At 71.3% G+C, this 22,393-nt stretch carries 22 protein-coding genes; 12 read left to right on the top strand and 10 right to left on the bottom strand.

From position 1 onward, the window contains the following. Nucleotides 1-28: 28 nt before the first annotated feature. The gene (locus tag DDW44_RS21185; RefSeq protein ID WP_108907380.1) at nucleotides 29-694 is read right to left on the bottom strand and encodes a PepSY domain-containing protein; all 666 of its coding nucleotides are present in this window, start codon (nucleotides 692-694) and stop codon (nucleotides 29-31) included. Between the two features lie 118 nt (nucleotides 695-812). Here DDW44_RS21185 and DDW44_RS21190 point away from each other — a divergent pair, with 118 nt between their 5' ends. Both DDW44_RS21190 and DDW44_RS21195 read left to right on the top strand, forming a co-directional pair. Then, nucleotides 813-1,478 carry a response regulator transcription factor gene (locus tag DDW44_RS21190; RefSeq protein WP_026165123.1) on the top strand — a complete coding sequence of 222 codons (666 nt, stop codon included), beginning with the start codon at nucleotides 813-815 and terminating at the stop codon, nucleotides 1,476-1,478. Further along, nucleotides 1,475-2,815 carry a sensor histidine kinase gene (locus tag DDW44_RS21195; RefSeq protein ID WP_108907381.1) on the top strand — a complete coding sequence of 447 codons (1,341 nt, stop codon included), beginning with the start codon at nucleotides 1,475-1,477 and terminating at the stop codon, nucleotides 2,813-2,815. The genes DDW44_RS21190 and DDW44_RS21195 overlap by 4 nt, the downstream gene beginning before the upstream one ends. Nucleotides 2,816-2,990: 175 nt before the next feature. Here DDW44_RS21195 and DDW44_RS21200 read toward each other — a convergent pair whose 3' ends face one another. From DDW44_RS21200 to DDW44_RS21215, 4 genes are all read right to left on the bottom strand, one after another. Further along, nucleotides 2,991-3,467, bottom strand: coding sequence for a MarR family winged helix-turn-helix transcriptional regulator (locus DDW44_RS21200; RefSeq protein WP_027735104.1), 477 nt, complete (start codon nucleotides 3,465-3,467; stop codon nucleotides 2,991-2,993). A gap of 118 nt (nucleotides 3,468-3,585) precedes the next feature. Then, complete coding sequence (locus DDW44_RS21205; RefSeq protein WP_170812368.1) at nucleotides 3,586-4,359, bottom strand: AIM24 family protein; 774 nt, start codon at nucleotides 4,357-4,359, stop codon at nucleotides 3,586-3,588. Beyond that, the gene (locus DDW44_RS21210) at nucleotides 4,356-5,006 is read right to left on the bottom strand and encodes an AIM24 family protein (protein ID WP_017946852.1); all 651 of its coding nucleotides are present in this window, start codon (nucleotides 5,004-5,006) and stop codon (nucleotides 4,356-4,358) included. The genes DDW44_RS21205 and DDW44_RS21210 overlap by 4 nt, the downstream gene beginning before the upstream one ends. Further along, a complete protein-coding gene (locus DDW44_RS21215) occupies nucleotides 5,006-5,638 on the bottom strand; it encodes an AIM24 family protein (protein ID WP_026165122.1) in 633 nt (210 codons plus the stop codon). Before DDW44_RS21215 ends, DDW44_RS21210 begins: the two co-directional genes overlap by 1 nt. A 185-nt stretch (nucleotides 5,639-5,823) precedes the next feature. On the opposite strand from DDW44_RS21215, the gene DDW44_RS21220 reads away from it, so the two are divergent. The 5 genes from DDW44_RS21220 (at nucleotide 5,824) to icmA (ending at nucleotide 9,421) form a co-directional block, all read left to right on the top strand. Then, nucleotides 5,824-6,168 (top strand): DUF3817 domain-containing protein, encoded by a 345-nt coding sequence (locus DDW44_RS21220; RefSeq protein ID WP_018891375.1) that lies wholly within the window; start codon nucleotides 5,824-5,826, stop codon nucleotides 6,166-6,168. Further along, on the top strand, nucleotides 6,165-6,458 hold the full coding sequence (locus DDW44_RS21225; protein ID WP_108907382.1) for an MTH1187 family thiamine-binding protein: 294 nt from the start codon (nucleotides 6,165-6,167) through the stop codon (nucleotides 6,456-6,458). Before DDW44_RS21220 ends, DDW44_RS21225 begins: the two co-directional genes overlap by 4 nt. Nucleotides 6,459-6,704: 246 nt before the next feature. Further along, nucleotides 6,705-7,214, top strand: a complete 510-nt coding sequence (locus DDW44_RS21230; RefSeq protein ID WP_108908898.1) for a MarR family winged helix-turn-helix transcriptional regulator — start codon at nucleotides 6,705-6,707, stop codon at nucleotides 7,212-7,214. A gap of 100 nt (nucleotides 7,215-7,314) precedes the next feature. Beyond that, a complete protein-coding gene (locus tag DDW44_RS21235) occupies nucleotides 7,315-7,647 on the top strand; it encodes a DUF3817 domain-containing protein (protein WP_027735108.1) in 333 nt (110 codons plus the stop codon). A 73-nt stretch (nucleotides 7,648-7,720) separates the two neighbouring features. Continuing rightward, nucleotides 7,721-9,421, top strand: a complete 1,701-nt coding sequence (gene icmA, locus DDW44_RS21240; RefSeq protein ID WP_108907383.1) for a coenzyme B12-dependent isobutyryl-CoA mutase large subunit — start codon at nucleotides 7,721-7,723, stop codon at nucleotides 9,419-9,421. A gap of 332 nt (nucleotides 9,422-9,753) precedes the next feature. Here the strand turns inward: icmA and DDW44_RS21245 are convergent, their stop codons facing one another. Continuing rightward, nucleotides 9,754-10,395, bottom strand: coding sequence for a TetR/AcrR family transcriptional regulator (locus DDW44_RS21245; RefSeq protein ID WP_018891371.1), 642 nt, complete (start codon nucleotides 10,393-10,395; stop codon nucleotides 9,754-9,756). A 214-nt stretch (nucleotides 10,396-10,609) separates the two neighbouring features. Between DDW44_RS21245 and DDW44_RS21250 the strand changes: the two genes are divergently transcribed. The 4 genes from DDW44_RS21250 to DDW44_RS21270 all read left to right on the top strand — a co-directional run bounded on the left by DDW44_RS21250 (nucleotide 10,610) and on the right by DDW44_RS21270 (nucleotide 14,818). After that, on the top strand, nucleotides 10,610-11,584 hold the full coding sequence (locus DDW44_RS21250) for a tetratricopeptide repeat protein (RefSeq protein ID WP_208647992.1): 975 nt from the start codon (nucleotides 10,610-10,612) through the stop codon (nucleotides 11,582-11,584). 642 nt (nucleotides 11,585-12,226) lie between these two features. Next, on the top strand, nucleotides 12,227-12,856 hold the full coding sequence (locus DDW44_RS21260; RefSeq protein ID WP_108907385.1) for a DUF6230 family protein: 630 nt from the start codon (nucleotides 12,227-12,229) through the stop codon (nucleotides 12,854-12,856). Between the two features lie 98 nt (nucleotides 12,857-12,954). Further along, on the top strand, nucleotides 12,955-13,497 hold the full coding sequence (locus DDW44_RS21265) for a DUF6114 domain-containing protein (protein WP_108907386.1): 543 nt from the start codon (nucleotides 12,955-12,957) through the stop codon (nucleotides 13,495-13,497). Further along, nucleotides 13,487-14,818, top strand: a complete 1,332-nt coding sequence (locus tag DDW44_RS21270; RefSeq protein WP_108907387.1) for a hypothetical protein — start codon at nucleotides 13,487-13,489, stop codon at nucleotides 14,816-14,818. Before DDW44_RS21265 ends, DDW44_RS21270 begins: the two co-directional genes overlap by 11 nt. 281 nt (nucleotides 14,819-15,099) lie before the next feature. On the opposite strand, the gene pyk is transcribed toward DDW44_RS21270, so the two are convergent. The 3 genes from pyk to pta all read right to left on the bottom strand — a co-directional run bounded on the left by pyk (nucleotide 15,100) and on the right by pta (nucleotide 19,967). Continuing rightward, nucleotides 15,100-16,533, bottom strand: coding sequence for a pyruvate kinase (pyk, locus tag DDW44_RS21275; RefSeq protein WP_017946831.1), 1,434 nt, complete (start codon nucleotides 16,531-16,533; stop codon nucleotides 15,100-15,102). Nucleotides 16,534-16,644: 111 nt separating this feature from the next. Beyond that, the gene (locus tag DDW44_RS21280) at nucleotides 16,645-17,889 is read right to left on the bottom strand and encodes an acetate kinase (protein WP_108907388.1); all 1,245 of its coding nucleotides are present in this window, start codon (nucleotides 17,887-17,889) and stop codon (nucleotides 16,645-16,647) included. Then, complete coding sequence (pta, locus tag DDW44_RS21285; protein ID WP_108907389.1) at nucleotides 17,886-19,967, bottom strand: phosphate acetyltransferase; 2,082 nt, start codon at nucleotides 19,965-19,967, stop codon at nucleotides 17,886-17,888. The genes DDW44_RS21280 and pta overlap by 4 nt, the downstream gene beginning before the upstream one ends. Before the next feature lie 299 nt (nucleotides 19,968-20,266). Between pta and DDW44_RS21290 the strand changes: the two genes are divergently transcribed. Next, nucleotides 20,267-21,292, top strand: a complete 1,026-nt coding sequence (locus tag DDW44_RS21290; RefSeq protein WP_017946828.1) for an ATP-dependent 6-phosphofructokinase — start codon at nucleotides 20,267-20,269, stop codon at nucleotides 21,290-21,292. Nucleotides 21,293-21,438: 146 nt separating this feature from the next. On the opposite strand, the gene DDW44_RS21295 is transcribed toward DDW44_RS21290, so the two are convergent. Further along, nucleotides 21,439-22,230, bottom strand: a complete 792-nt coding sequence (locus DDW44_RS21295; RefSeq protein ID WP_108907390.1) for an HAD family acid phosphatase — start codon at nucleotides 22,228-22,230, stop codon at nucleotides 21,439-21,441. Between the last annotated feature and the right edge of the window lie 163 nt (nucleotides 22,231-22,393).

Here is a 22,393-nt window from a genome sequence, read left to right on the forward strand (position 1 = left end):
CGTCCGGTGCCACGGCCGATCCGCATGGTCAGTCGCCGTCGGTGTCCCCGTCCCGGTCGCAGGCGTCGCCGTGCCTGTCGCCGTGCCCGTCGCCGTCCGACCCGTCCCTGTCCGACCCGTCGCCGTCCGATCCGTCCTTGTCCGACTCCGCTCCTGAGGCCTCCCGCGCCTCCGTCGAGACCTTCGCGGTCTTCGCGTCCACGGTCAGCTCGTGCTCCCGGCCGTCCAGCCCCCGGACCTCGGCCTCCCACACGACGGCGCCGCCCGGATCGTCGGAGTGGTCGAGCTGGACCGAGGTCACGGTGCCGAGGACGGCGGACTCGGCGGCCTCGGCCGCGCGGGCGGCCGTGACCGGCGCGTCCTTCGCGTCCCGCGCCGACGGCGCGTGATCGTCGCCGTCCGAGCTCTCGGTCGAGACGACCTTCCCGGTGGCCGCGTCGACGGTCACGTCGTGGCGGTCGCCGTCCTCGCCGTGGATGTCGACCTCCCACTCGGCGTCGTCCAGGCCGGCGCCGGTGACGGTCCCCGGTGCCGTGTCCAGGGCCGTGCCGATCGCCTGGGAAATGGTGATCTTCGACTGTGGCGGTTCACCACGGTCCCCGTCCCCGTCCTGTGCGGCGAACGCGCCGGCGGTGCCTCCTCCGGCGAGGAGCGCCGCGGTGAGGGTCGCGATGGCCAGTGTGCGTCGCCTCATGAGTCGTGCCTTCCGGTGACGGGACGTGATGACGGGATCCACCCTGCCCGGGTAACGCTGAAGCCCGCCTGAAGGCACCTGAAGGCGCCTTCAGGTTCCGTTTGCGACGCTGTTGCCCATGAGGCTGTTGATCGTGGAGGACGAGAAGCGGCTCGCGTGGTCCCTCGCCGCCGGGCTCTCCGCCGAGGGCTACGCCGTCGACGTGGTCCACGACGGCCTGGAGGCGCTGCACCGCGCCGGCGAGTGCCCGTACGACCTGGTCCTCCTCGACGTCATGCTGCCGGGCATGAACGGCTACCGCGTCTGCGCCGCCCTCCGCGCCGCCGGGAACGCCGTCCCGATCCTGATGCTGACCGCGAAGGACGGCGAGTACGACGAGGCCGAGGGGCTGGACACCGGCGCCGACGACTATCTGACCAAGCCGTTCTCGTACGTCGTCCTCGTCGCCCGGATCAAGGCGCTGCTGCGCCGCCGCGGGCGCGCCGGCAGCGCCCTGCCGGTGCTGCGGGCCGGGGACATCACCGTCGACACGGCCGCCCGGCGCGTGCACCGGGGCGACGACGAGATCGCCCTCACCGCCAAGGAGTTCGCGGTCCTGGAGCAGCTCGCCCTGCGCCCCGGCGAAGTCGTCGGCAAACCGGAGATCCTCGAGCACGTCTGGGACTTCGCCTACGACGGCGATCCGAACATCGTCGAGGTCTACATCAGCTCGCTGCGCCGCAAGCTGGGCGCCTCGGCGATCCAGACGGTGCGCGGCGCCGGCTACCGGCTGGCGGACCGGTGAGTTCGGTACGGGCCAGGGCGGCGCTGGGGGCCACGCTCGTCGTCGCGGTGGCCCTGATCGGTGCCGGGCTGACCGTGCTGTTCGTGCTGCGGGCCAGTCTGACCGACCAGGCCGGGCTGCAGGCCGAGGCCACCGCCCGGAACGTCGCCACCCAGCTCGACCTCGGTGTGCCCTACGACGGTCTGGACCTGCCGGACGGCGAGGACCATCCGGTGCGGGTGACCGCCGGGGACGGCCGGGAGCGCGCGGCGAGCGAGGACCTGGAGGCGATGACCGGGACGCCCGACGCCCCGGACGGCGACGGGAACCGGCCGCGCTTCGGAAACGGCACCGCCACGGTCGACGGGGAGACGGCGGACTACCGCTTCGCGGCGGTACGGGCGGACGGCAGCCACGGCGGGAGCGTCACCGTCACCGCCGGAGCGTCGCTGGCCGCCGTGCACCGGGCGGTCGACACGGTCCGGGACGCCATGCTGATCGGGTTGCCCGCGCTGCTGGCCGTCGTGGCCGGGGTGACCTGGCTGGTGACGCGACGTGCGCTGCGCCCCGTGGAGGCCGTCCGCAGCGAGATGGCGGCGATCACCGCGTCCGAGGATCTCTCCCGGCGCGTACCCGAGCCGGACTCGCGTGACGAGATCGCCCGGCTGGCCCGGACGACCAACGAGACCCTCGCCTCGCTGGAGGCCTCGGTCGAGCGGCAGCGGCGTTTCGTCGCGGACGCCTCGCACGAGCTGCGCAGCCCCATCGCGTCCCTGCGCACCCAGTTGGAGGTGGGCGCCGCGCACCCCGGTCTGCTGGACGTGGCCGGTGCGGTCGCCGACACCGTGCGCCTGCAGCAACTGGCCGCCGATCTGCTGCTGCTGGCGCGGCTGGACGCGGGGGAGAGGCCCGGCCGGACCCGGCTGGACCTTGCGGAGACGGTCCGCGAGCAGGTCGCGCTGCGCGGCGCCGCGGACCGTCTGCCGGTGGCCGTGGAGGCCGGGGAGCCGGTGGCGGTGGCGGGGTCGCCCGGGCAGCTGGCCCGGGCCCTCGGCAATCTGCTGGACAACGCGCAGCGGCATGCGCGCCGCACGGTGGCCGTGACGGTCCGGCGCGAGGGCCGCGACGCGGTGCTCACCGTGGCGGACGACGGTCCGGGGGTGCCGGAGCAGGAGCGTGAGCGGGTCTTCGAACGCTTCGTCCGCCTCGACGACGCCCGTACCCGGGATGCGGGCGGCGCGGGTCTCGGGCTCGCGATCGCCCGGGACGTGGCCCGGCGCCACGGCGGCACGCTGACGGTCTCGGCGGCGGCCGGCGGCGGTGCTCTCTTCGTGCTCCGTCTGCCCCTGGCGCCCTGACCCGGCGGCGGGCCGGGGCGGTGCGGCCGTCCCCGCACCGCCCCGGCCTCGCCCGTGCCCATTCCCCCAGGGCACGTGCTCGGACGGCACGGCACGGCACGGCGCGGCGCGGTCCGCGGGCCCGCGCGTCGGCGTCAGCGGCCGGCGCCGGAGCCGGCGGCGCGTGCGGGCACCGTCAGACCCTGCCGCGGCGGCCGCGCAGGTGCTCCGCCACGGGCTTCAGGGACTCGTGGAGGTCGGCCAGCGCCTCCGGGGACAGCAGGTCGATGAAGTGCTGGCGCACGGACTCGACGTGGTGCGGCGCGACCTTCTGCATGGTCTCCATGCCCTGGTCGGTGAGCACCGCGTACAGCCCGCGGCGGTCGGACTCGCAGTTCTCCCGGCGCACCAGGCCCGCGTTCTCCATGCGGGTGATCTGGTGGGACAGCCGGCTCTTGGACTGCAGCGTGGCCGCCGCCAGGTCGCTCATCCTCATCCGCCGCTCGGGGGACTCCGAGAGGTTGACGAGGATCTCGTAGTCGTTGTTGGTCAGGCCGAACGGTTGCAGATCCTTCTCCATCTGGTACGTCAGCAACCTGTTGACGTCCAGATAGGTGCGCCAGGCGCACTGCTCCGTATCGGTCAGCCAGCGTGTGGCCGTCTCGGTCTCCATATGTGGATGCTACCCTAAGAAGTTGAAATCCGGACGAAATCGGGGACGGTGACATCCGGCACCCCGAGTCCCCCGTGAAGGGTGCAGACGTTCGACGTCACACTCCGCAGCCTACCGCTCACAACCCGAAGCGACGCTGGAGGTCCCCCAGCTGACCGGGGAGACGCGGGGCGGTGCCGTGTTGACCAGGGCCGTGACCACCGCCGGGCACCCCGTCCGCGTGCGGGACCGCACCCGTCGCCACCTCCGGCATCAGCGTCTCGGTCGACTGCAGCAGCACCGTGCCCGCGCCCACGAACTCGAACTGGTGCTCCTCGCCGGAGGCCCCGCCGATCCCGGAAAGCTGCCGCAGGCCGCCCATCACCCCGCTCATGTACCCGTGGTCGTAGTGGTGGCACGGAGAGGGGCAGTCCGCCCAGCCCACCAGCGCCTGCGGGTCCACCCGGATAGGCGGCTCCATGAAGACCACGGGCCCGTTCGACGCGGCGACGAACTTGCCCGTGCCGATCAGCGTGAGGAAGCCCGGCACGATCGACTGCTTCAGCGCCAGCGAGGGCTGGTACGCCAGGAGGTTCCCGGCGCGGATCGTCAGATTGCCGTCGTCGAGGTCGAACGAGTTGACGTCGAAGGCCCGGTCGGCGAGCAGCATCTTGCCGCTGCCCTCGGCGACCACCCAGTCGCTCGCGTGCAGCGGCGAGTGGAAACTGGTGCGCATCAGCCGGTCCAGCCGGCCGTGGCCGATCCCGTTGAAGTCGATCCGCCCGTAGTAGGCGATCATCTTCCCCTTCTGCAGGAACCACTGGGAGCCCTTGAGCTCCACGCAGAAGGTGTACGAATTGACGTTGTCGTCGCTCGGCAGCGACATCGGGTCATGGACCACCGGCGTGCTCACAGCTTCTCCTCCGACGCCTGGACGTACACCGCACCACTGCCGCTCAGCTCCAGCTGGAACGCCTCGCCCGAGCCGCGCCCCACCATGTCGCGCCAGCCCAGCGCCGTGGAGAGCTTGTTCCGTACGTCGCCGTGGTGCGCGACGTACGCCTGGGGGTCGACATGGACCGGCCGGCCGGGCGTGATCGGCAGTTCGATCACCCCGCCGTGCGCCATGACCGCGACCGAGCCGTGGCCCTTCAGGGTGGTGGTGAACAGGCCCTGGCCGGTGACCTGCCCGCGCACCATCCCCATCACGCCGCCCTGCGAGCCCATGAACATGGTGCCCTGCTGCAGCGTGCCGTCGAAGGCGAGCAGCCGGTCGGCCTCGACGTACAGGGTGTCGCCGGTGAGGCCGATGACCTGGATGTGGTGGCCGCCGTGGCCGAACATGACCGTGCCGGACCCCTCCACCGTCATCAGCGGAGCCGCCTCGTTGGTGACCCGGCGGCCGATCATCGACATCAGCCCGCCCTGGCCTCCCGTGATGTTCGGGGTGAACGAGACGTCGCCCCGGTAGGCGAGCATCGCGCCGCGCTGGCTGTACATCTTCTGGCCGGGGACCACCGTCGCCTCGACCATCTTCGAGTTGACCTCGCGGAACGGCATCAGACGTCCCCTCCCACGGTGTTCCGCTCACTGGGCTGCACATAGACGAGCCCGTCGCCCTCGAACCGGATCTGGAAGGCCTCGCCGCCGCCCTCGCCCAGCAGCGTCCGGAACGTGACCCCGGACTGGAACTGCTGCTGGAGATTGCCCTGGTGTGCGACATAGGCCCCCGGGTCCACGGAGAGCGGGTACTGGGGCGTCACCCGCAGCACCACGGCGGGACCGTCCGACATGATCGCGGCCTGGCCGGTGCCCTCCACGGTCGTGGTGAACAGGCCGTTGCCGGTCGCGCCGCCGCGCAGTCCGGTGAAGCTGGTGCCGGTGCGCAGCCCGCCGTCCGTGCAGAGGAGGTTGCTGGACTCGACGTACAGCTTGTCGCCGTGCAGGGAGACGAGGTTGATCTCGGAGGCGCGATCGGCGAAGTAGCAGGTGCCCTGGCCCTTCACCTCCATCAGGGCCATCTGCTCGCCGGTGAGGCGGCGGGTCACCATGCCGCGCAGGCCCTCGCCGCCGCCGGTCAGTTTCTTGAAGTCCATCCGGCCGTCGTACGCGACCATGGACCCGTTCTTCGCCTTGACGGAGTCCCCGGTCATGTCGACGGCGAGCACTTTGCTGCCTTGCAGTCGGAACATTGCCACGGGGGTGAAGGTACTGGGCGGGGCGTGGATTCGGACAGGCCCCCTGGAATGAACCCGACCCTGACCCGACCCCGAGGCCACCCGGGCGAGGGGTGGGAAGGGCGCGATGCCAGAATGGCTACGCTTGTGCGTCCGTTCACAAGAACATCCCCCCTCCGAAGCCCCTGAAGGTGCCTCCCGTGGACATCAAGACCGCCTCCGCCCTCCACCGCCTCCGGCTCGTCTCCGCACCGGAGGCCGTGTCCTTCCTGCTGCTGCTCGTCTGCTCGGTGCTCAAGCGCACGACGGAGTTCAACGCGGTCCCGGTCATGGGCGCGATCCACGGCGCCCTCTTCGTCCTGTACGTGATCTTCTGGCTGGACGCCTGGAACCGCGCCAAGTGGGACGTCAAGACCGCCGCGGTCTACTTCGCCCTGTCGGTGCTGCCGTTCGGCGGCTTCTACGCCGACCGCAAGCTCAAGCGCGCCGCCGAGGACGCGGTCATCGCCTCCCGCGCCCGCCGCGAGGGCACGGTGAACGCGTGATCGTCGCCTTCTCCGTCACGCCGCTCGGCGTGGGCGAGGACGTCGGCGAGTACGTCGCCGACGCCGTCCGCGTCGTCCGCGAGTCCGGTCTGCCGAACCGCACGGACGCGATGTTCACCTCGGTCGAGGGCGAGTGGGACGAGGTCATGGACGTGGTCAGGCGCGCGGTGGCCGCGGTCGAGGCGCGCGCCCCGCGCGTCTCCCTCGTCCTCAAGGCCGACATCAGGCCCGGTGTCACGGACGGCCTGACGAGCAAGGTCGAGACCGTGGAGCGTCATCTCTCCCCCTGAGGCCGCCTGACTCCAGACTGCTGCCCGGCTCGGACTCCTGACTGGCTCCTGACTGGCTTCTGGCTCCTGCCTGGCCCGTGCCTGGCCCGTGCCTGGCTCGGACTCCTGCCCGACGCCTGTCTGAATGCCGCGCGGCCTCCGCCCGGCCGGTCTCCGCGCCCCGGGGCGCCCGGGGTCCGGCCCGGGGGAGGACCGAAGTTCGAGACGGGGCTGACCAGCATATGACCAGTGGGTAAGGTCGGTGCCGTGCCGAAGCCGCTCAGCCTTCCCTTCGACCCCATCGCCCGAGCCGACGAGCTCTGGCAGCAGCGCTGGGGCCCCGTGCCCTCGATGGCCGCCATCACCTCGATCATGCGGGCGCACCAGATCCTGCTCGCCGAGGTGGACGCCGTGGTCAAGCCGTACGGGCTCACCTTCGCGCGGTACGAGGCGCTGGTGCTGCTCACCTTCTCCAAGGCCGGAGAACTGCCGATGTCCAAGATCGGCGAGCGGCTGATGGTCCACCCGACCTCCGTCACCAACACCGTGGACCGCCTGGTGCGGTCCGGCCTGGTCGCCAAGCGTCCCAACCCCAACGACGGCCGCGGCACGCTGGCCTCCATCACCGACAAGGGGCGCGAGGTCGTCGAGGCGGCCACCCGCGACCTGATGGAGATGGACTTCGGGCTCGGCGCCTACGACGCCGAGGAGTGCGCGGAGATCTTCGCGCTGCTGCGGCCGCTCAGGGTCGCCGCGCACGACTTCGACGAATGCTGACCAAGGCTGACCCGCTTCCGCGGAGGGGCGCGGGGGTCCGGTCGCCGGAGGGGCCGACCCGCCGGAAGATCGCCCAAAGCGGACCGTTACGCTCGGCGCCATGAAGAAGAGCGTCCTGACCCGTTACCGGGTGATGGCCTACGTCACCGCCGTGATGCTGCTGGTGCTGTGCACCTGCATGGTGTTCAAGTACGGGTTCGGTACGGGTGAGGACATCACCTTCGCCGTCTCCCAGGCGCACGGCATCCTCTACATCATCTACCTGATCTTCGCCTTCGACCTCGGCTCCAAGGCGAAGTGGCCGTTCGGCCGGCTGCTGTGGGTGCTGCTCTCCGGGACGATCCCGTTCGTCGCCTTCTTCGTCGAGCGCACCGTCACACGTTCGGTGGCGCCGCTGGTCAACGAGCCGGAGCCGGCGGTCGCCAAGGCGTAGTCACTCCGCCGTACGCACGCGTACGGCGGTCTGCCATCGACATTTACTTGGACGTCCTAGTAAATTCGACGGTATGGACGCTGACGCCATCGAGGAGGGCCGCCGCCGCTGGCAGGCCCGCTATGACTCCGCGAAGAAGCGGAACGCCGACTTCACCACCCTCTCCGGTGATCCGGTCGAGCCGGTCTACGGGCCACGGCCCGGCGACACCTACGACGGCTTCGAGCGGATCGGATGGCCGGGCGAGTACCCGTTCACGCGCGGTCTGTACCCGACGGGCTACCGGGGCCGCACCTGGACCATCCGCCAGTTCGCCGGCTTCGGCAACGCCGAGCAGACCAACGAGCGGTACAAGATGATCCTGGCCGCCGGCGGCGGCGGGCTCAGCGTGGCGTTCGACATGCCGACGCTGATGGGCCGCGACTCCGACGACCCCCGCTCCCTCGGCGAGGTCGGCCACTGCGGAGTCGCCATCGACTCCGCCGCCGACATGGACATCCTCTTCAAGGACATCCCGCTCGGCGACGTCACCACATCGATGACGATCAGCGGTCCCGCCGTCCCCGTCTTCTGCATGTACCTCGTCGCCGCCGAGCGGCAGGGCGTCGACCCGGGCGTCCTCAACGGCACGCTCCAGACCGACATCTTCAAGGAGTACATCGCCCAGAAGGAGTGGCTGTTCGAGCCGGAGCCCCATCTGCGCCTCATCGGCGACCTGATGGAGTACTGCGCCCGGGACATCCCGGCGTACAAGCCGCTGTCCGTCTCCGGCTACCACATCCGCGAGGCGGGCGCGACGGCCGCGCAGGAGCTCGCGTACACGCTGGCCGACGGATTCGGGTACGTCGAGCTCGGCATCAGCCGGGGGCTGGACGTGGACGTGTTCGCGCCCGGCCTCTCCTTCTTCTTCGACGCGCACCTGGACTTCTTCGAGGAGATCGCCAAGTTCCGCGCGGCCCGCCGCATCTGGGCCCGCTGGATGAAGGAGGTCTACGGGGCGCGGACCGACAAGGCGCAGTGGCTGCGGTTCCACACCCAGACCGCCGGTGTCTCGCTGACCGCGCAGCAGCCGTACAACAACGTGGTGCGCACGGCCGTCGAAGCCCTCGCGGCCGTCCTCGGCGGCACCAACTCGCTGCACACCAACGCCCTGGACGAGACGCTGGCGCTGCCGTCGGAGCAGGCCGCCGAGATCGCCCTGCGTACGCAGCAGGTGCTGATGGAGGAGACCGGCGTCGCCAACGTGGCGGACCCGCTCGGCGGCGCCTGGTACGTGGAGCAGCTCACCGACCGCATCGAGGCCGACGCCGAGAAGATCTTCGACCGGATCAAGGAGCGCGGACTGCGCGCCCAACCGGACGGCAGGCACCCCATCGGGCCCGTCACCTCCGGCATCCTGCGCGGTATCGAGGACGGCTGGTTCACCGGCGAGATCGCCGAGTCGGCCTTCCGCTACCAGCAGTCGCTGGAGAAGGGCGACAAGCGGGTCGTCGGTGTCAACGTGCACCACGGCTCGGTCACCGGCGATCTGGAGATCCTCCGCGTCAGCCACGAGGTCGAGCGGGAGCAGGTGCGCATCCTCGGCGACCGCAAGGAGCGCCGCGACGACGCCCGCGTCAAGGCGTCGCTGGAGAGGATGCTGGATGCCGCCCGCGACGGCTCGAACATGATCGAGCCGATGCTCGAGGCGGTCCGCGCCGAGGCCACGCTCGGCGAGATCTGCAACGCGCTGCGGGACGAGTGGGGCACGTACACCGAGCCCGCCGGTTTCTGAGGCGTACCCGCGCGACGGGTCACGACCCGGCCGTCATGCCGCCCGCGATGTCGCCAGCGGTGTGACGGCCGGGGTGTGACGGCCGGGGCCCCGCGCTCCGCCGCCGGCTCTCGCCGCGTGGGCGGAACGGTGACCTGCCTCCCGGCGCACCACTTCCGGCTCGACAGACGGCGTGGGGTCGAGCCGGGCGGTCGGCGCCGGGCGGTCAGGCGGGCAGTCGACGGCCGGCCGCACCACCGGCCGTGTGTGGCCGCCCCGACCGGCGGCCGTGTGTGGCCGCCCCGACCGCCGGCGACCGGCAGCCACTCCGAACCGCCCGTGGCGCGGTCGCGTCAGGACTCCGCCGCCGCCCCGAGCCCGCCGAGCAGGACCGCGGTGAAGCGGCCGACCCAGTCCCGGTCGACGGGCTCGCAGCTCACCAGCGCGCGGTGCACGACAGAGCCCGCGATCACATCGAAGATCAGGTCGGCCGCGCGGGCGGCCGCGACCGGGTCGGGCTCCTCGGGCAGCTCTCCGCGTGCCTGGGCCCGGGCGCGGCCCTCCAGGACCAGTCGCTTCTGCCGGTCCACGATCGAGACCCTGATCCGCTCGCGCAGCGGAACGTCGGTCGTCGACTCCGCCACGACGGCCATCAGCGCGGTCCTGGCCTCGGGCCGTTCCAGCAGTGCGGCGAACTGCAGCACCACGCCCTCGATGTCCGCGGCCAGGCTGCCCCGGTCGGGCAGTTCCAGCTCGTCGAAGAGCTCCGCGACCGCGTCCACGACCAGCTCGCTCTTGCCCGCCCAGCGCCGGTAGACCGTCGTCTTCGCCACCCCGGCCCGGGCCGCCACGTCGCCGAGCGTCAGCCGCGACCAGCCCAGTTCCACCAGCGCCGCCCTGGTGGCGTCGAGGATGGCCGCGTCCGCCTCGGTGCTGCGGGGGCGGCCGGTACGGGCCGCGGCCCGACGACGGTGACTGCACATGGAGGGGACCATACCGGCCAGTAGGCGGATTGCTGTGAGCCACTTCACCGGAGGAACAGCCCCGGCTCCGTATCGGACGAGTTACGCTACGACTCGTAGCGAAAGCGACAGCCGCTGGCGCCGGGTGGGGACCCGGCGCAGGCGCGCGGGGCCGTGCGCACGACCGGTGCACGGGCCCGGCGCTCCGATTTTTCACTCGCGCGCGCGGAGGGGGGAGGATGTACTCATGCAGCCTAGGAACATGTCCATGAGTGGCGTCGTCGACCTCGCCGCGGTGAAGGCGGCCGGTGAGGCCAAGGCCAAGGCCGAGCAGACGCGCGCGGAGGCCGCCCGGCAGGGCGGCGGCGGTGCGGTGCCCCCGTCCGCCCTGGTGATCGATGTCGACGAGGCGGGCTTCGAGCGCGACGTCCTCCAGCGTTCCGCCGAGGTCCCGGTCGTCCTCGACTTCTGGGCCGAGTGGTGCGAGCCCTGCAAGCAGCTGAGCCCGGTGCTGGAGCGGCTGGCCCTGGAGTACAACGGCCGTTTCGTGCTCGCCAAGGTCGACGTCGAAGCCAACCAGATGCTGATGCAGCAGTTCGGGATCCAGGGAATCCCGGCCGTGTTCGCGGTGGTCGCCGGCCAGGCGCTGCCGCTCTTCCAGGGGCTGGCACCGGAGCCCCAGATCCGCGAGACCCTCGACCAGTTGATCCAGGTCAGTGAGCAGCGTTTCGGCCTCACCGGGCTGACCGTCGACGCGGACGCCGGCGAACCGGCGGCCGCCTCCGCCCCCGCCCCCGTAGCCGGCCCGTACGACGCGGCGCTCGAGGCGGCGGTCGACGCCCTGGACGCGGGCGACCTCGGCGGCGCCATCCAGGCGTACAAGAACGTCCTCTCCGACGACCCGGGCAACTCCGAGGCCAAGCTCGGCCTCGCGCAGGCGGAACTGCTGTCCCGGGTACGCGAGATGGACCCGCAGAAGGTGCGTCAGGACGCCGCCGACCGCCCCGACGACGTGCGCTCGCAGATCGCCGCGGCGGATCTGGACCTCGCCGGCGGCCATGTGCAGGACGCGTTCGGCCGGCTGGTCGAGGCGGTGCGCAGGACCGCGGGCGAGGACCGCGACGCCGCGCGGCTGCGGCTGCTGGAGCTGTTCGAGGTGATCGGCCCGGACGACCCGCGGGTGACGGCGGCGCGCACGGCACTGGCGAGGGTCCTCTTCTGACGGTGCCGGGACCGGGTTGCGGCATCCGGGTTCCGTGACGCGCCTCCGGCGGGGCGGCCGCCCCGCCGGAGGCGCGGACCAAGTCGGCGGAACAGTGACGACATCGGCCCTGCTTTACCGAAAATTGGTAAAGCGCGGCCGCTGTTACTCGCAGTAAATCAGGGGCATTGTTCTGTCCTCTTTTCGGCGTGAACCTCCCCGTCTGGCGAGCCCTGCCGGGGCACCCTGTGTGGCCGGACGGCGGCATCCCGTCGTGGTGTGGTTATCGGTCCGTTACTAGCGAGTAACGAACCCCCTTGTGCCCCGGCGCGTAATGCACCACGATCGGCCACGCTCGGTCCATCACCGCATCCCGCCCGGCAGCCAGCCGCGTACCGCGGTCCTGGGTCCCCACCGGGCCGGCCGGCGGCAGAGGCGCCGGCCGCGGACAGGGGGGTTCCTGCCTCGCCGGCAGGGCCTGTCCGACGAGGTCGCGCGAAGGCGTGGCCAGTGGTTGTCGCTCGGGGGTGATCGCCGGTGATATGGACGCGGCTCGCGCCAGAGGCACAGGCGCTCTCCTTCCCGAGGACGTAGCACTTCTCCCATCCCAGGGCGGACTTGAGGGTCCGCGCCGGAGATGTACGTCCGAGAAGGAGGAAACTTATGTCCCAGGTTCGTGGTGGGACCAGATGGAAGCGGTTCGCCGTCGTCATGGTGCCGTCCGTGGCCGCGACGGCCGCGATCGGTGTGGGCCTGGCCCAGGGTGCGCTGGCGGCGTCGTTCAGCGTCTCCGGCCAGAGCTTCAAGGTGACGGCGGACGCGCTGGACGGCAAGGACTTCCTGCAGTACGGAAGCCTCGCCCAGGGCACCGACCTCAAGGGCAACAAGACGGCTCACCCCGTCGCGGTGTCGGCCTTCGGGTCCGCAACGATCACCAACATGTGCCAGTCGGTCGTCACCCCTGACGTCCCGATCTTCGGCAACGTCAGCCTCGAGCTGCGTGCCGGTGGCAAGGGCACGCCGGTCGAGGCGGAGAACCTGTACCTGGACGTGGCCTCGCTCGAGGCGAACGCCACGTTCAAGAACATCGACATCGGCGTCGCCGCCGGCGACAAGAACAACAAGCCGGGCATCCAGCCGGGCACGCAGGCGAACCCCTTCGGATTCGCCCAGCGTGCCGAGGAGGCCCACCTGACCAAGGTCAAGCAGACGGCGTGGGCGACCACCGCCGGCACCTTCAAGCTGAGCGGTCTCAGCATGAAGCTGCACAAGGGCGTCAAGGAGTGCTACTAAGCACTCGCCAGGGCGGACGGGAACGCCGGCAGGCGGGTCCGTCCGCCCGATCCTCCCCACTTTCTTCGAGCAACACCGGTTCCAGGGAGCTGTTTTCCATGAGCGCCGAGTCCCCGGGGCAGCAGAACGAGCACTTTCTCCGAGTCATCAAGCGGCGTTTCCGCGACTGGCGCGGTCAGCGGCCTTTCTGGGCCGGACTGTTGACCATCCTCGGCGGCATTCCGATCGCCTACTTCCCTTACGCAAGCCTCAAGATCGGCCATATGACGCTGGCCATGGCCACGACGGCGGGTGCGGGCTCGCTGATCATCGGCGTACTTCTGGTGACGCTGGGCCTGACCATGTGGTTCCACCACATCGTCCGGGTGTTCGCCGGTGTCGCCTCGATCCTGCTGGCCCTGGTCTCCCTCCCGGTGTCCAACGTCGGCGGCTTCCTCATCGGCTTCCTGCTCGCCCTGATCGGAGGCGCCCTGTCGATCGCCTGGGCACCGGGCAAGGGCGAGACGGAGGAGGCACCGGGCCCGTCCGCGCCGGCGGACGGCCGGGACGTGCCGCTGGTACCGGGTCCGCAGGTGGGCGACGGCACCATCACGCAGAAGACCGGTGTCCATGTGGACGGGGGGAGGAACAGTGCGGGGTGATCAGACGGAGGCGGAGGCGGGCCTCGGTCCCGGCGGGCGGAAGCCCGGAGGACCGCGCCACGCCGCCCCCCGGAAGAGACTGCTCACGAAGCTCCAGATACCCGCCGGCAAGGCGATGGCCATCGCCGCCATGCCGACCGCGGTCTTCGTGGGCATGGGCCTGACGCCGAAGCTGGCGCTGGCCGACGACAAGCAGGAGTTCCCGTTCGCCCCCGGCCCGTGCGTGACCCGCTCGGACGAACCGGAGGAGCCGGAGGCGTCGCCGTCCGCCTCTCAGTCGGAGCAGCCGTCCGAGCAGGAGACGGACAAGCCCGAGCCGTCCCCGAGCGGTTCCGCCGACGAGCGGACCGATGAGCCGGAGCCCGGCGGGAGCCCTTCCGCCTCCGCGCCCGGCCGCACCGACGACCCGCCCGCGCAGGGCGACCCGTCCCCGGCACCCACCCCGAGCGAGTCCGAGACCCGGAACCCGCTCGACCCGCTGGGCGTCGGCGACGCCGTCAAGGACCTCCTCGACGGCCCCGACGAGGAGCGGGAGACCACCCCGGCGGCGAGCGAGACCACCGCGTCCGCCGAGGAGCAGCCGAAGGCGCCCGAGGAGCCGTCGAAGTCGGCCGAAGGCGCCGCCTCGAAGCCCTTGGACGAGCTGTCCGAGAAGCCCGCCGACCTGGTCGAGGATGTGGCGGACGCGGCCGACGAGGCCGTGGACAGGACCAAGGAAGCCATCAGGGACGCCGCCGAGCAGGCCGGCGCCGAGGTGGAGGAACTGGACGACAAGGTCAAGGGTCTCGACCCGGTCGAGGACGAGGACATCCCCGAGGGCGCCGACGGCAAGCCCCGCTTCCCGTGCCCGACCGCCGACCCGGAGGCACTCGCCAACGCCAAGGCGGAGCCCGGCATCCCGGCGCTCCCCGACGAGCCGTGGGTGCTGCAGAGCTCCCGGCTCACCCTGACGGGGCTCGACTACAAGGGCATCGTCGAGGTGCGGACCGGCAGCGGCAAGATCAAGAAGGTGCTGAAGTTCACCGCGTCGGGCGTGGACATCAAGGACCTCCACCAGCTGGTGCAGGGTCCCAACGGCACCACCACCCACGTCCAGGCGCAGCGCGGCTCAACCTCCACCATCCGCAACGGCACGGTGACCATGTACACGGAGGAGCTGAAGGGCAACCTCTTCGGCATCATCCCCGTCACGTTCAGCCCGAAGACCCCACCGCCGCTGAACGTCCCGTTCGCCATGTTCACCGACGTGAAGGTGACCCAGGCCGGCCAGTTCGGCGGCACACTGACCGTGCCGGGCCTGCACAACTACATCACCGACTAGAACGCCACCCGATTCTTCCGGGAGCCGCGGAAGAAGGCTGCGGGCCGCGCCCTCGCGGGGGCGCGGCCCGCAGCCGTTCAGCAGCCCGCCGACACGGTGCGGGACCACCGGCGTGACGCCTACGACGTCGATCACCTCGGCCCGACGACGGTGCGCTGATCGTGGACGAGACCCGCTTCGTGAAGAAGGGCCGGGCTACGCCGGCCGGCCCGGACCCCGACGCCTGTGGGCCGCGCCCCCTCGCGGGAGTGCGGCCCACAGGCGTGAGTGGTCGGGCCCGGTCAGGCCGGGTGCTTGTCGCCGCCCAGGTGGTGCACCCGGACCATGTTCGTGGTGCCGGGGACGCCCGGAGGGGAGCCCGCAGTGATGATCATGGTGTCGCCCTCGCTGTAGCGCTGGAGCTTCAGCAGTGCGGCGTCCACGAGGTCGACCATCGCGTCCGTGGTCTCCACGAACGGGGCGATGAAGGGCTCGACGCCCCAGCTCAGGGTGAGCTGGTTGCGGGTGGACTCGTCCGTGGTGAAGGCCAGGATCGGCTGCTCCGCGCGGTAGCGGGAGAGGCGGCGCGCGGTGTCGCCGGACTTGGTGAAGGCGACCAGGGCCTTGCCGCCGAGGAAGTCGGCGATCTCGGCGGCGGCGCGGGCCACCGAACCGCCCTGGGTGCGCGGCTTCTTGCCGGGGACCAGGGGCTGCAGGCCCTTGGAGAGGAGCTCCTCCTCCGCCGCGCTGACAATCTTGGACATGGTCTTGACGGTCTCGATCGGGTACGCGCCCACCGAGGACTCGGCCGAGAGCATGACCGCGTCGGCGCCGTCCAGGATGGCGTTGGCGACGTCGGAGGCCTCGGCGCGGGTCGGGCGGGAGTTGGTGATCATCGACTCCATCATCTGGGTGGCGACGATCACCGGCTTGGCGTTGCGCCGGCACAGCTCGATCAGCCGCTTCTGCACCATCGGGACCCGCTCCAGGGGGTACTCGACGGCCAGGTCGCCGCGCGCCACCATCACGCCGTCGAAGGCCATGACGACGTCCGCCATGTTCTCCACGGCCTGCGGCTTCTCCACCTTGGCGATGACGGGGACCCGGCGGCCCTCCTCGTCCATCACCTTGTGGACGTCCTTGACGTCGTCGGCGTTCCGCACGAAGGAGAGCGCGACCAGGTCGCAGCCCATGCGCAGCGCGAAACGCAGGTCCTCGACGTCCTTCTCGGACAGGGCGGGGACGTTCACGGCCGCGCCGGGCAGGTTGATGCCCTTGTGGTCGGAGATGACGCCGCCCTCGATGACGACCGTCTTCACCCGCGGCCCCTCGACCTCGACCGCGCGCAGCTCGACGTTGCCGTCGTTGATCAGGATCTGGTCGCCCTTGGAGACGTCGCCGGGCAGCCCCTTGTAGGTCGTGCCGCAGATCGACTTGTCGCCCGGGACGTCCTCGGTGGTGATCGTGAACTCGTCACCGCGGACCAGCTCGACCGGTCCCTCGGCGAAGGTCTCCAGACGGATCTTCGGGCCCTGGAGGTCGGCGAGCACGCCCACGGCGCGGCCGGTCTCCGCCGCCGCGCGGCGGAGGCGGTCGTACCGCTCCTGGTGCTCTGCCTGGGTCCCGTGGCTCATGTTGAAACGGGCCACGTTCATGCCGGCCTCGATGAGCGCTTTCAGCTGCTCATAGGAGTCGACGGCGGGGCCCAGCGTGCAGACGATTTTGGAACGGCGCATAGGGCGGATCCTATCGGTTTGTTTCTACGCGGAATATTCCGTCTGGTGGAATGTACAAATGGGCGCCGGGTCGCTCAGTCGTTGCTTCCTCACATCGCTGCCGCACCTCTCTCAGGCCTCCGGGTCGCCGCCCCGGCGGTCCGCGGCGACCAGCGCGAATGTCTGCCCGGCGATCTCCAGTTCCTCGTCGGTCGGCACCACGGCGACCGTCACCCGCGCGTAGTCGGGCGAGACCACGCGCGGCTCGTCCGACCGTACGGCGTTCAGGTCCGCGTCCACCACGAGCCCCAGCTCCTCCAGGCCGGCGACGGCAGCCTCCCGCACCGGGGCGGAGTTCTCGCCGACCCCAGCCGTGAACACCACCGCGTCCACCCGTCCGAGCACCGCGTAGTACGCGCCGATGTACTTCTTCAGCCGGTGGACGTAGATGTCGAAGGCGAGCCGGGCGCGCTCGTCCCCCTCGTCGATCCGCCGCCGAATCTCCCGCATGTCGTTGTCGCCGCAGAGGCCGACCAGTCCGCTCCTCTTGTTGAGCAGCGCGTCGACGTCGTCCTCGGACATCCCCGCCACCCGCTTGAGGTGGAACGTGACCGCCGGGTCGATGTCACCGGAGCGGGTACCCATGACGAGCCCCTCCAAGGGGGTCAGTCCCATCGACGTGTCCACGCAGCGCCCGCCCCGGACCGCGGACGCCGACGCCCCGTTGCCCAGGTGCAGCACGATCACGTTCACCTCCTCCGGGGCCTTGCCCAGGAGCTCGGCGGCCTTGCGCGACACATACGCGTGGGAGGTGCCGTGGAAGCCGTAGCGCCGGATCCGGTGCGCGTCAGCGGTCGCCACGTCGATCGCGTAGCGCGCCGCGTACTCCGGCATGGTCGTGTGGAACGCGGTGTCGAACACCGCGACCTGGGGCAGGTCGGGGCGGAGCGCCCGGGCCGTGCGGATGCCGGTGATGTTGGCCGGGTTGTGCAGCGGCGCCACCGGGACCAGGCGCTCGATCTCCGCCAGGACCTCGTCGGTGATCACGGTCGGGGCGGAGAACCGCATCCCGCCGTGCACCACCCGGTGCCCGATCGCCGCCAGCTCGGGGGAGTCCAGGCCCAGTCCGTCGTGCGCCAGCTCGTCGGCGACGGCCTTCAGCGCGGCGGCGTGGTCCGGGACCGGGCCGGTGCGCTCCCGCCTTCCGGCGTCGCCGGTCAGCGGGGTGTGCACCACCCGGGAGGTCTCCTCCCCGATCCGCTCGACGAGTCCGACGGCGAGGCGGGTGCCGTCCTCCATGTCGATGAGCTGGTACTTCACCGACGAGGAGCCGGAGTTGAGGACCAGTACACGGGTGGCGGTGGCGGGACCGGTCATGCGGTGGACTCCTGACCCTGGGACTGGATCGCGGTGATCGCGACCGTGTTGACGATGTCGCTGACGAGTGCGCCGCGCGAGAGGTCGTTGACCGGCTTGCGCAGACCCTGGAGCACCGGGCCCACGGCGACCGCGCCGGCCGAACGCTGCACGGCCTTGTAGGTGTTGTTGCCGGTGTTGAGGTCGGGGAAGATCAGGACGGTGGCCCGGCCCGCGACCTCGGAGTCCGGCAGCTTGGTCGCGGCGACCGAGGGCTCGACCGCCGCGTCGTACTGGATCGGGCCCTCGATCCGGAGCTCGGGGTGCCGCTCGCGCACCAGCTTGGTCGCCTCGCGCACCTTGTCCACGTCCGCGCCGGAGCCGGACGTGCCGGTGGAGTACGACAGCATCGCGATCCGCGGCTCGACGCCGAACCGGGAGGCCGTCGCCGCCGACTGCACCGCGATGTCCGCGAGCTGCTCGGCGTCCGGGTCCGGGTTGACCGCGCAGTCGCCGTACACCAGCACCCGGTCGGCCAGGCACATGAAGAACACGGACGAGACGATCGACGCCCCCGGCCTGGTCTTGATGATCTCGAAGGAGGGGCGGATCGTGGCGGCCGTGGAGTGGACCGAGCCCGACACCATGCCGTCGGCCAGACCCTCCTGCACCATCAGCGTGCCGAAGTAGTTGACGTCCGAGACGACGTCGTAGGCCAGCTCCACCGTGGCGCCCTTGTGGGCGCGCAGCTGCGCGTACAGCTCGGCGAAGCGCGGCCGCAGCTCCGAGGTGGCGGGGTCGATCAGCTGGACGCCGCCCAGGTCGATGCCGAGGTCGGCGGCCCTCTTGCGGATCACGTCGGTGTCGCCGAGCAGCGTCAGGTCGCAGACGTCGCGCCGCACCAGCACGTCCGCGGCGCGCAGCACCCGCTCCTCGGTGCCCTCCGGCAGCACCACCCGGCGGCGGTCGGCCCGCGCCTGCTCCAGCAGGTCGTGCTCGAACATCATGGGGGTGACCCGTCCGGTGCGGGCGACCTCCAGACGCGCCAGCAGGCCCGCGGTGTCGACATGGCGCTCGAAGAGGCCGAGTGCCGTCTCGGCCTTGCGCGGGGTGGCCGCGTTCAACTTGCCTTCCAGCGAGAAGAGTTCGGCCGCGGTGGGCCAGGAGCCGCCCGGCACGGAGATGACCGGGGTCCCCGGCGCGAGGCGGGACGCCAGCGTGAGGATCGAGTCGCCCGGGCGTTCGTCGAGGGTCAGCAGCAGACCGGCGATGGGCGGGGTGCCCGCAGAGTGGGCGGCCAGCGCGCCGATCACCAGGTCGGCGCGGTCCCCGGGGGTGACCAGCATGCAGCCCGGCTTCAGGGCGTTCAGCACGTTCGGCAGCATCGCGCCACCGAAGACGAAGTCGAGCGCGTCACGGGCCAGCCCGGAGTCGTCCCCGAGCAGCACGGTGGCCCCCAGGGCCTGGCTGACCTGGGCGACCGTGGGCGCGGCCAGCGCCGGCTCGTCGGGCAGGACGTAGCAGGGGACGGGGAGCCGGGCGGTGAGGCGCTCGGCGATCGCGTCGCGGTCCTCGGCCGCCGCCCGGTTCACGATCATCGCGAGGACGTCGCAGCCCAGCACCTCGTAGGCGCGGTGGGCGTTGCGCGCCTCGGCCCGTACGGCCTCGGCCGGCTGGCCCTTGCCGCCGACGACGGCGATCACCGACGCGCCGAACTCGTTGGCCAGCCGGGCGTTGAGGGCCAGCTCGTCGGGGAGTTGGGTGGCGCGGAAGTCGGTCCCGAGCACGAGGACGACCTCGTAGTCGCGGGCCACCTCGTGGAACCGGTCGACCAGCCGGGACACCAGCTCGTCGGTGCCCTTCTCGGCCTGCAGCGCCGCCGCCTCGTGGTACTCCATGCCGTACGCGGTCGCCGGGTCCTGGGAGAGCCGGTAGCGCACCCGCAGCAGGTCGAACAGGCGATCGGGACCGTCGTGGACAAGGGGCCGGAACACCCCCACGCGGTCCACCTGGCGGGTCAGGAGCTCCATGACTCCCAGGTCCACCACCTGGCGGCCGTCCCCGCGGTCGATCCCGGTCACGTACACGCTGCGCGTCACGCGTGCTCTCCTGTCCTGCTGGGTTGCTGCTGGGTTGCTGCTGGGTCCTGCTCGGGTGCTGCTGGGTCCCGCTCGGGTCCTGCCGGGCCGCGGCCGAGCACGAGATGCCGGACGCGACCGAGGGCCCAAGAAAACCCGATAGGGTGGCAATATCCCCTTGACAATACCTCTGCGGCTGGGTTACGTGCCCGCCGGGTCGCGAGCCGTCCGGGACCGCCGGACCGGCGTGGACCCGGCCCTGCGTGTGAGAATCGAAACGAGGCTCACTGGTCCCACGAGCGAGCAGGAGACACGGCACCATGCGCATCGGAATTCTGACCGCGGGGGGCGACTGTCCCGGCCTCAACGCGGTGATCCGGTCGGTCGTGCACCGTGCGCTGACCGGTTACGGGGACGAAGTCATCGGATTCGAGGACGGGTTCAAGGGCCTGCTCGAAGGCCACTACCGCACCCTCGATCTCAACGCCGTGAGCGGCATCCTCGCCCGCGGCGGCACGATCCTCGGCTCGGCCCGGCTGGAGCGCTCCCGGCTGTGCGAAGCCGCCGAGAGCAGTGCGGAGTTGGCGCGCAAGTACGGACTGGACGCCCTCATCCCGGTGGGCGGCGAGGGCACGCTGACCGCCGCGCGGATGCTCTCGGACGCCGGAATGCCCGTCGTCGGCGTACCGAAGACCATCGACAACGACATCTCCTCCACGGACCGCACCTTCGGCTTCGACACCGCCGTGATGGTGGCCACCGAGGCCATCGACCGGCTCAAGACGACGGCGGAGTCCCACCAGCGGGTCATGGTCGTCGAGGTCATGGGACGGCACGCCGGCTGGATCGCGCTCGAGTCCGGCATGGCCGGCGGCGCACACGGGATCTGCCTGCCCGAGCGTCCCTTCCAGGTCGAGGACCTGGTGAAGATGGTCGAGGAGCGTTTCGCCCGGGGCAAGAAGTTCGCGGTCATCTGCGTCGCCGAGGGCGCGCACCCGGTCGAGGGCTCCATGGAGTACAAGAAGGGCGAGATCGACCAGTACGGGCACGAGCGGTTCACCGGCATCGGCACCCGGCTGGCGGCCGAGCTGGAGCGGCGGATGGGCAAGGAGGCCCGCCCGGTCATCCTGGGCCATGTGCAGCGCGGCGGAACGCCCACCGCCTACGACCGGGTCCTGGCCAACCGCTTCGGCTGGCACGCGGTGGAGGCCGTGCACCGCGGCGAGTTCGGGCGGATGACCGCGCTGCGCGGCACCGAGGTGGTCACGGTGCCGCTCGCGGAGGCGGTGACCAGGCTGAAGACCGTGCCGGAGGACCGGGTCCACGAGGCCGAGTCGGTGTTCTGAACCGTCCGGCGGGGGTGCGGCCCGTCCGCCGGCCGGGTCGCGGGTACCCCGGGCCGGGGGACGGACGTACCCGCGCGCGGGGCCCGGGCCGCGGGACGGCCCGGGCCGGCGGGCGGACGGTACCCGCGCGGGCGGCGCGGCTCCGGTCAGGACAGCTTGCCGCCGTAGTCGGGCAGCTTGAACGTCCGCTCGGCGTGGCCGCCGGACAGGTCGCTGGGCCGGTTGCCGACGTTGGCGATGATCGTGTAGCCCTTGGCCTCGATCTCCTTGCGCTTGCCGGTCTTGTACGCGCTGACCTCGTCGAAGAGGTCCGGCAGGCTGCGCACGTACAGTCCGTCGACCGGGAAGCCGGCCTTCTTGAGGTTGTACGAGGTCAGCGACCCGATGATGTCCGGACGGGCGGTGACGAAGAAGATGTCCACTCCGCGTGAGTCGGCGTAGCGGACGAGATCCAGGACCTGCGCGACCGCGGGCGTCGGGTACTCCCAGAAGTAGTGGAAGTCCGTCTCCAGCGAGGTGTTGTCGATGTCCAGCACCATCGCCAGCCGCTCGCCGGAGGCGCCGGCCGTGCGCTGCTCGACGTAGGGGCGGGCGGTGGCGAGGGCCGCCGTGACGTCCCGCTGCCAGGTGGCGTAGTCGATGCCCGCCAGCCCGGCGGCGGTGAGGTCGGTCGTCCTCGGCGCGTGCGTGGTCCCCGCGGTCGAGGCCGTGGCCGTGGTCGTGCTCGTGATCGAGGCCGTGGTTGAGGTGGAGGCCGTGGTCGAGGCCGAGGCCACGGTCGCCGGGGAGGCCGCGGGGGAGGCGGCTGCGGATGTCGCGGGCGAGGCCGCCGGCGGGGTGCTCACGGTGCCGGCCGAGGCCGTGGCCGTCATGGTGGCGGTGAGGGCCAGTGCGCCGGCCGTCACCGCGGCGCGGGTGGTCCATCTGCGTACATGCATGGGGGGTTCGCTCCTGAGGGAGGTCCGGTGGACGCCCGTCGGCCGGGGAGCGCCGAGAACGCCTTGGCATGTTCGCGTTCAACCATGGACGGAATGGAGCGTTCCATCTACCCCCTGGTAACCACGCAGTGGCGCAAGGGGGATCCGGGCCCGTGGACGCCGG

The sequence above is a fragment of the Streptomyces tirandamycinicus genome, assembly GCF_003097515.1.
Classification (GTDB): Bacteria; Actinomycetota; Actinomycetes; order Streptomycetales; family Streptomycetaceae; genus Streptomyces; species Streptomyces tirandamycinicus.

Excerpts from the sequence above, each read along its gene's own strand:
- DDW44_RS21185 (WP_108907380.1), bottom strand. The coding sequence starts at position 694 with ATGAGGCGACGCACACTGGCCATCGCGACCCTCACCGCGGCGCTCCTC.
- DDW44_RS21190 (WP_026165123.1), top strand. The coding sequence starts at position 813 with ATGAGGCTGTTGATCGTGGAGGACGAGAAGCGGCTCGCGTGGTCCCTC.
- DDW44_RS21200 (WP_027735104.1), bottom strand. The coding sequence starts at position 3,467 with ATGGAGACCGAGACGGCCACACGCTGGCTGACCGATACGGAGCAGTGC.
- DDW44_RS21210 (WP_017946852.1), bottom strand. The coding sequence starts at position 5,006 with ATGCCGTTCCGCGAGGTCAACTCGAAGATGGTCGAGGCGACGGTGGTC.
- DDW44_RS21215 (WP_026165122.1), bottom strand. The coding sequence starts at position 5,638 with ATGTTCCGACTGCAAGGCAGCAAAGTGCTCGCCGTCGACATGACCGGG.
- DDW44_RS21235 (WP_027735108.1), top strand. The coding sequence starts at position 7,315 with ATGAAGAAGAGCGTCCTGACCCGTTACCGGGTGATGGCCTACGTCACC.
- icmA (WP_108907383.1), top strand. The coding sequence starts at position 7,721 with ATGGACGCTGACGCCATCGAGGAGGGCCGCCGCCGCTGGCAGGCCCGC.
- DDW44_RS21245 (WP_018891371.1), bottom strand. The coding sequence starts at position 10,395 with ATGGTCCCCTCCATGTGCAGTCACCGTCGTCGGGCCGCGGCCCGTACC.
- DDW44_RS21250 (WP_208647992.1), top strand. The coding sequence starts at position 10,610 with ATGCAGCCTAGGAACATGTCCATGAGTGGCGTCGTCGACCTCGCCGCG.
- DDW44_RS21260 (WP_108907385.1), top strand. The coding sequence starts at position 12,227 with ATGTCCCAGGTTCGTGGTGGGACCAGATGGAAGCGGTTCGCCGTCGTC.
- DDW44_RS21265 (WP_108907386.1), top strand. The coding sequence starts at position 12,955 with ATGAGCGCCGAGTCCCCGGGGCAGCAGAACGAGCACTTTCTCCGAGTC.
- pyk (WP_017946831.1), bottom strand. The coding sequence starts at position 16,533 with ATGCGCCGTTCCAAAATCGTCTGCACGCTGGGCCCCGCCGTCGACTCC.
- DDW44_RS21280 (WP_108907388.1), bottom strand. The coding sequence starts at position 17,889 with ATGACCGGTCCCGCCACCGCCACCCGTGTACTGGTCCTCAACTCCGGC.
- DDW44_RS21290 (WP_017946828.1), top strand. The coding sequence starts at position 20,267 with ATGCGCATCGGAATTCTGACCGCGGGGGGCGACTGTCCCGGCCTCAAC.
- DDW44_RS21295 (WP_108907390.1), bottom strand. The coding sequence starts at position 22,230 with ATGCATGTACGCAGATGGACCACCCGCGCCGCGGTGACGGCCGGCGCA.